The sequence below is a fragment of the Selenomonas sp. oral taxon 126 genome (genome assembly GCF_001683335.1).
Taxonomy (GTDB): domain Bacteria; phylum Bacillota; class Negativicutes; order Selenomonadales; family Selenomonadaceae; genus Centipeda.
The window spans coordinates 2,720,273-2,725,680 of the sequence record NZ_CP016201.1 but is presented as its reverse complement, the minus strand read 5'-3'; the positions used below and the strand labels follow the sequence as shown (position 1 = coordinate 2,725,680).

Annotated in this window: 7 protein-coding genes and 1 pseudogene; all 8 read left to right on the top strand. The window is 47.5% G+C overall.

From position 1 onward, the window contains the following. Positions 1 to 224, top strand: a pseudogene (locus AXF19_RS14770) (hypothetical protein); the annotation flags it as partial. Between the two features lie 18 nt (positions 225 to 242). Next, positions 243 to 434 carry a hypothetical protein gene (locus AXF19_RS12490; protein ID WP_066849564.1) on the top strand — a complete coding sequence of 64 codons (192 nt, stop codon included), beginning with the start codon at positions 243 to 245 and terminating at the stop codon, positions 432 to 434. A 432-nt stretch (positions 435 to 866) separates the two neighbouring features. Further along, the gene (locus tag AXF19_RS12485; protein WP_066849561.1) at positions 867 to 1,295 is read left to right on the top strand and encodes a hypothetical protein; all 429 of its coding nucleotides are present in this window, start codon (positions 867 to 869) and stop codon (positions 1,293 to 1,295) included. Positions 1,296 to 1,375: 80 nt separating this feature from the next. Further along, positions 1,376 to 2,365 (top strand): helix-turn-helix transcriptional regulator, encoded by a 990-nt coding sequence (locus AXF19_RS12480; protein WP_066849558.1) that lies wholly within the window; start codon positions 1,376 to 1,378, stop codon positions 2,363 to 2,365. A 154-nt stretch (positions 2,366 to 2,519) separates the two neighbouring features. Continuing rightward, complete coding sequence (locus AXF19_RS12475; RefSeq protein ID WP_066849555.1) at positions 2,520 to 3,068, top strand: hypothetical protein; 549 nt, start codon at positions 2,520 to 2,522, stop codon at positions 3,066 to 3,068. 38 nt (positions 3,069 to 3,106) lie between these two features. Next, positions 3,107 to 3,823, top strand: coding sequence for a hypothetical protein (locus AXF19_RS12470; protein WP_066849553.1), 717 nt, complete (start codon positions 3,107 to 3,109; stop codon positions 3,821 to 3,823). 116 nt (positions 3,824 to 3,939) lie between these two features. Then, positions 3,940 to 4,695, top strand: a complete 756-nt coding sequence (locus AXF19_RS12465; protein WP_066849549.1) for a hypothetical protein — start codon at positions 3,940 to 3,942, stop codon at positions 4,693 to 4,695. A gap of 80 nt (positions 4,696 to 4,775) precedes the next feature. Next, the coding region (locus AXF19_RS12460; RefSeq protein WP_237141623.1) for a hypothetical protein at positions 4,776 to 5,408 on the top strand (633 nt) is incomplete at its 3' end.

Sequence of the window (5,408 nt, the reverse complement as noted above, 5' to 3'; positions counted from 1 at the left end):
GCCGCAGGTATTCGGCGGCACAGATCAAGGAACGGATCGAGCACCAGAAGGAGAAGTATGGCTGGGAGTTCGTGTTCTTCGGCGCGAATATGGACGCGGTCATGGAGGCGGCGAAGATCGGCATTGGCGCAGAGTTCGCGCGGGGCTGGATGGCGAATGCCGCAGGGACGGCGATGGCGTATAACGCCATGTCGGCGATTATGGCGGAGATCAGGAAAAGCTAAGAACAGGGGGCAGACGAAATGAGCACGCTCAAAACAGTCGGAATGGCGGCGGCAGTTCTTGCAACCGGTTTTCTTGGCTATGGCATCTATAAGGCAATGCAGGATGAGGACGCGCAGGCATCCTCCTCGGATGATGTGACGGATTGGGATGAGATGGAGGATGACGAGGAAGCAGTGGATGACTCTTGGGATGATGTTGTCTATGGATGATAAGAAGTTCTATTACATAGTCTCATTAGGAACGTGAATTCTGTGACTGGTTTTTAGCTCGCCATGTCCGGTTTTTGCGGGCAGGGGTGTGCAAAATCTCGACCAAGGGGGTGCAAATGCACCCCCCTTTTGCTATGCCGAGAAGCCTTGTTCCGTGCGGCTTTGCGGCTGATACTTGAAGTGGTAAACTAAAACTGGACACGGGGGGCGGTATTGTTTCAGGATAGAGCGGACGTGAGCGTATAGGAATTGGGAACATCGGAAATGTTTTTGAAAATCTCCAAAAGGTAAAAATTTTTAACATTGAATATGCTATAATGCAATTATCAAACAATTGTAGCACAGCACTGATTTCTTTGCCAAATATTTCGCGACTTGTGGGACTGAGATATACTGTCCTTGCTTTTCTACTTTATGAAGGGAGAAATCACGATGAACAGAAAAGAACATTCATTTATCCGGTTTGGAGAGGATCGGATCAAGCTCGACTCCATTGAAGGCTATGGCATCCGCACGATTACCCGCTATTTTGTGCGAAACGAGGCGCACTCCGAGGTTGAAAGGAACAGCTATGAGGGGGCGTTTGAGCTGTATAATATGTACGATGATGAGCCGGATAAGAGCGCCAGCCCCATGCTCGACATCAACGGGTATCCCGTGCTCATGGATCGAATGGTGGTTCGGGAAGGTCACCTTTCCCCCCAAGCGTTTGATGTGCAGAAGGCGCGTGCATTGTATGTCCGAGGAAAGCAGATGGGCGGCGGATGGTCGGAGTCTGCTTCCTTGCTTTATAACGAGGGCGAATGCGGTTTTGACATCCATGCCAAAGTTGCCGAACTGGATGGACTTCTCCTCGACTAGCAGAAAAACTTGCCCGACAAAAACAACAGGAATCGACGCATACCGGATTGAAAGGAGCTGCCTTTTCAGGAGGTGAGAATATGTATCCTTATGGGCTGCAGGATAAGAAGGCTCTAAATATGCTGATTTTGGAGATCTTGGAGCAATATACAGACAGCGACCATCCCTTGACACAAATGGAAATCGTGGATTTGCTGGAAAAAAACTATGGCGTTCCATGTACGCGACAGACGGTTAAGAATAATCTTATGCTCTTGGGAGAAATGGGGTATGAGATTTCCATGGAGGGCGGCATCTGCCTTATGTCGCGCCAGTTTGAGAATGCGGAACTGAGGATGCTGATTGACAGCGTCCTCTTTTCCCGTACCCTTTCCGGTAAACAGGCGAAACGGTTGATTGAGAAGCTGACAGGACTTGGCAACAAATACTTCCGCGCCAAAGTGAAGCACGTCTGTCATCTGCCGAAACTCATACACTCAGACAACAAGCAAGTTCTGCTGAATTTGGATGTGCTGAACGATGCCATCGAACAGGAGCGGAAGGTTCGCTTCACTTATAACAGCTATGGCAAAGACTTCCAGCTGCACCCCAGGCGGGAAGAACCGTACATCGTGAACCCGTATCAGATGGTGACAAATCAGGGTAGATATTATTTGCTCTGCAGTTACGACACAAGCAATCGACTTTCTCACTATCGCCTAGATTATATGACGAAGCTGGAGATGCTCGATGTGAAGGTCAAGCCGATGGATCAAATGGAAGATTTTGTCCAAGGCTACAGTCTGCCAAAGCACATGGAAGAACACATCTATATGTTCAGTGGGGCGAGCGTGCAAGTGAAAATGCGCGTCCGAGCGGTCAATATGGATGCGTTAATCGACTGGTTTGGCAAGGGGTTCCGCATTGTGCAGGAGGATGCGGATGGACGCATTGTTTCCGTTGTCTGCAACGAAATGGCAATGAAATATTGGGCGCTGCAGTACGGCGAATATGTGGAGGTCTTGGAGCCGAAAAGTCTGCGGGAAGCTATTTGCGATGCAATCGATTGGATGGGCAGTTTTTATCGGTAAGTCGCATGCACTAACGATCACTTTTGTGGGAAGAATATGCCACACATCGAGGGAGATGTTGGCATCATTGCTTTTCAATCGCCATTTACCAAAGGAGCTAAAGGGATCCTGATGTTTTCGATGATAGGTATACACGGATCGGAGTTGAGGTACAATGAGCAAGTTTGACAGAGAGTTAGCGAGAGCTCTTACGAATCGATTGCCAAATAGACTCGATTATGTTGTGTCGTACAGAATTGAAGGTGCGGTAGAACTGCGCGAGATAACGACAGGGCATGATCGCGTGGTCATTATCATTGACTGCGAAACTGATGCAAAGACGATAGCACCAATTCTGGATGCTATCGTTCGATTCATAAAAAGAGAGGATTATTTTCGGCTGTCGGATTACAGCGTATTTTTATGGCGGGATGAGACATTTTCGCTACTGTCACCTTTGCGTGTGTCGGCATCGAGACTTGGGCGGCACTTTGAAAAAATCGATGTATACGATAACGTAAGCGGAAGTTGGGAAAATTTTAAGGAGATATATAAGCCCCACAAAAATGCAGGGCAGGCAATCCTCATCACGACAGCAAGGAAGGTCGCTCAGTTGGGAGAAATGCGCACGATTGGAGCAAATAATCTGCTCCTTTTATATCCGAAAGATGATGAATCAGAAAACAAGGGGACAATAGCAGGTGTTCCTTGCATTGCTTATTGAAGATATTTTTAGGTAATCGAGGAGGATATATAAGCGATATGAACTTTTATAGTCCAGCCGAAGAAAAGATATTGGAAATGTATGCAGCGAAACATTTGAGTGTTCACCATGATGCTTCCACGAATCCCATTTGTGTAGCATGTAAAAATTATTGTGACCAGAAGGGGCTTGAACTCAAAGGGCCGATCGGCGCATGGTGCGTAGGTAAAAAATTTTATGAAAACCCTTACCGTGTATTATTCGTAGGAAAAACAGCCCGCGATACTCCAGGCAGCGCGGAGATGCATTGTCACAATAACTTTACTGCTTCCAGAGACGACTTGTGGCATGCACGTTGGTCACGATACTGGAGTTATACAAGATTGATTTGTCAAAACGTGTTTGGGAATGACAGCATTGAGAATATTGCTTTCACTAACATGGTAAAATGCAATGTTTCATCGACAACAGATAAAAATACGAGAGAGATGAAGGATTTTTGTATTGCGCAACTCGAAATCATAAAAGAAGAGATAAAAATTATTAAACCCGCTAAGATCGTCTTTTATACGGCGAGAGACTATGACTACTATATACAGCATTTGTTTGATAACCTTACGGTTAAGGTCGATGGACAGTGTCAAATCGGAAAAAGGAATATGCCGTGGCTAGAAGCTGTCTCCAAGACTGATGGTATCCGTATATTGCGTGTCGGTCATCCTGAACGGAAAGCAATGGATTTTACGGATAAGATCAGTGCATGGATACAATCCTGATGTTAGCGATCCAGCTCCATTGATATGTGGCGCAGAAGTTAGGGGGGATGTGATATTTGTATAAGACTTTGAGAAAAATCCAGTCTTGACTGAAACGGATGAAAAGAGGGAGAAAAATGTTTGAGGAAATGTTCAAAGATGAAGAGAATGCCTCGATGGATCATAGGGTGAGACTCGCCTGTGCGGATGAGAGCGTGTTTTCTGCACTGGCTCGCTATTATTCCCATGTGGAGGAGTGTGAACCTCTATGCGGTATGCCCGTGCGTCTCTTTTATCCGCAAGCGGAACAGGGCCATGAATGTTCTGTCCCCATGGATGCGGTGTCTTGGCGGAAGACCATGTTGCTTTCGGACGTGCAGGCAAAAAGCGTGTCGGTTGAGGTATTAAAAGAGCAGGATGCCATCTGTGTTTACTGCACGGATTCTGAGAAAAACTTTGCCGCTTGTGCAGAGCAGTTGGTTGCGTTGCAGGAGGATAGAGGCAACGGATATGCCGAACCTGCCGTCCTTTGCTTTGCAGATGCCGATTCTGCGAAGGCGTATCTTTGCGGATCTGGCTTATGGGTACCAGGTCAATCTCAGGTGGTTGGTGCGACATGGGATGATGTTTTACCGCTTGTTGCATCGACCAAAGGGAATCTGCGATGGATCTCAGGGGAAACGCTCCCGTGGGGGGATATGCCGGCGCGGAACAGCGCAGCGCGGAGCGTACAGCTGATCTTCAGAGGCTCAGGAGAGCTGTCCATGTTCGATGTGATGGAAAAATCGGAAGCCATCGCCGGTTGTTTTGCAGATGGGGTCAATGTTCTATGGCAGATTGAGGTGCATGATAAGAACGAAATCCTTGTTTTTGTCGCACAGCCCATGCCCTAAAAATACAGTACCCAAAGGATAGTGAATTGAGCCGGTTCTATTTGTATGCAGGGAATCAAATTGGTGAGGAGAGAGCGAACATGCGAGTCTACGAGAGTGCGCGCGAGCTTAGAATTGCGTGCAAGCATGATGATATACTGCCGTCATTGCGGGAATACGATCCTCATCGGGAGACCCGTGAGATCGAATGCGGCATTCCTGTAAAGCGGTTCTGTCGAGGGACAGAAAAAGCCGATTTGACACATACCGAAGATGATGTTCGGGTCTGGCGAATCCTCTTGACGGCGGATGTATCCGTGGCAGAGATCCCTGTCGAAATGCTCAAGAAGCAGGATATGGTGCTTGTCTATCGGACAAACAGCGAGGAGCAACTGGCCGAATGCGTGCGACCACTCTTTTCTCTGCAGAAGAGGGAGCCGGGTGAGACCGTATGTCATCCTGCAGTCTTTTGTTTTGCCGATGTAGATGCAGCAAAAGAGTTTATTCGCTTCATTGGCTGGCAGATGCTCACGGATTCTCAAATTATTGACATTGACTGCGAGGATGTGATCAAGGCATTCGCATCACAGCAAGGGCATATTCTCTGCATATCCAAGAAAATGCTCATTCCGCAGGAAGACCTATCCGCAAAAGATGCAGAAGTACAGGGAGCTTTATTGATCTTTCGAGGGGATGAGCAGCTTTCAATGTTTGAAGTATGTGGACAAGCGGAG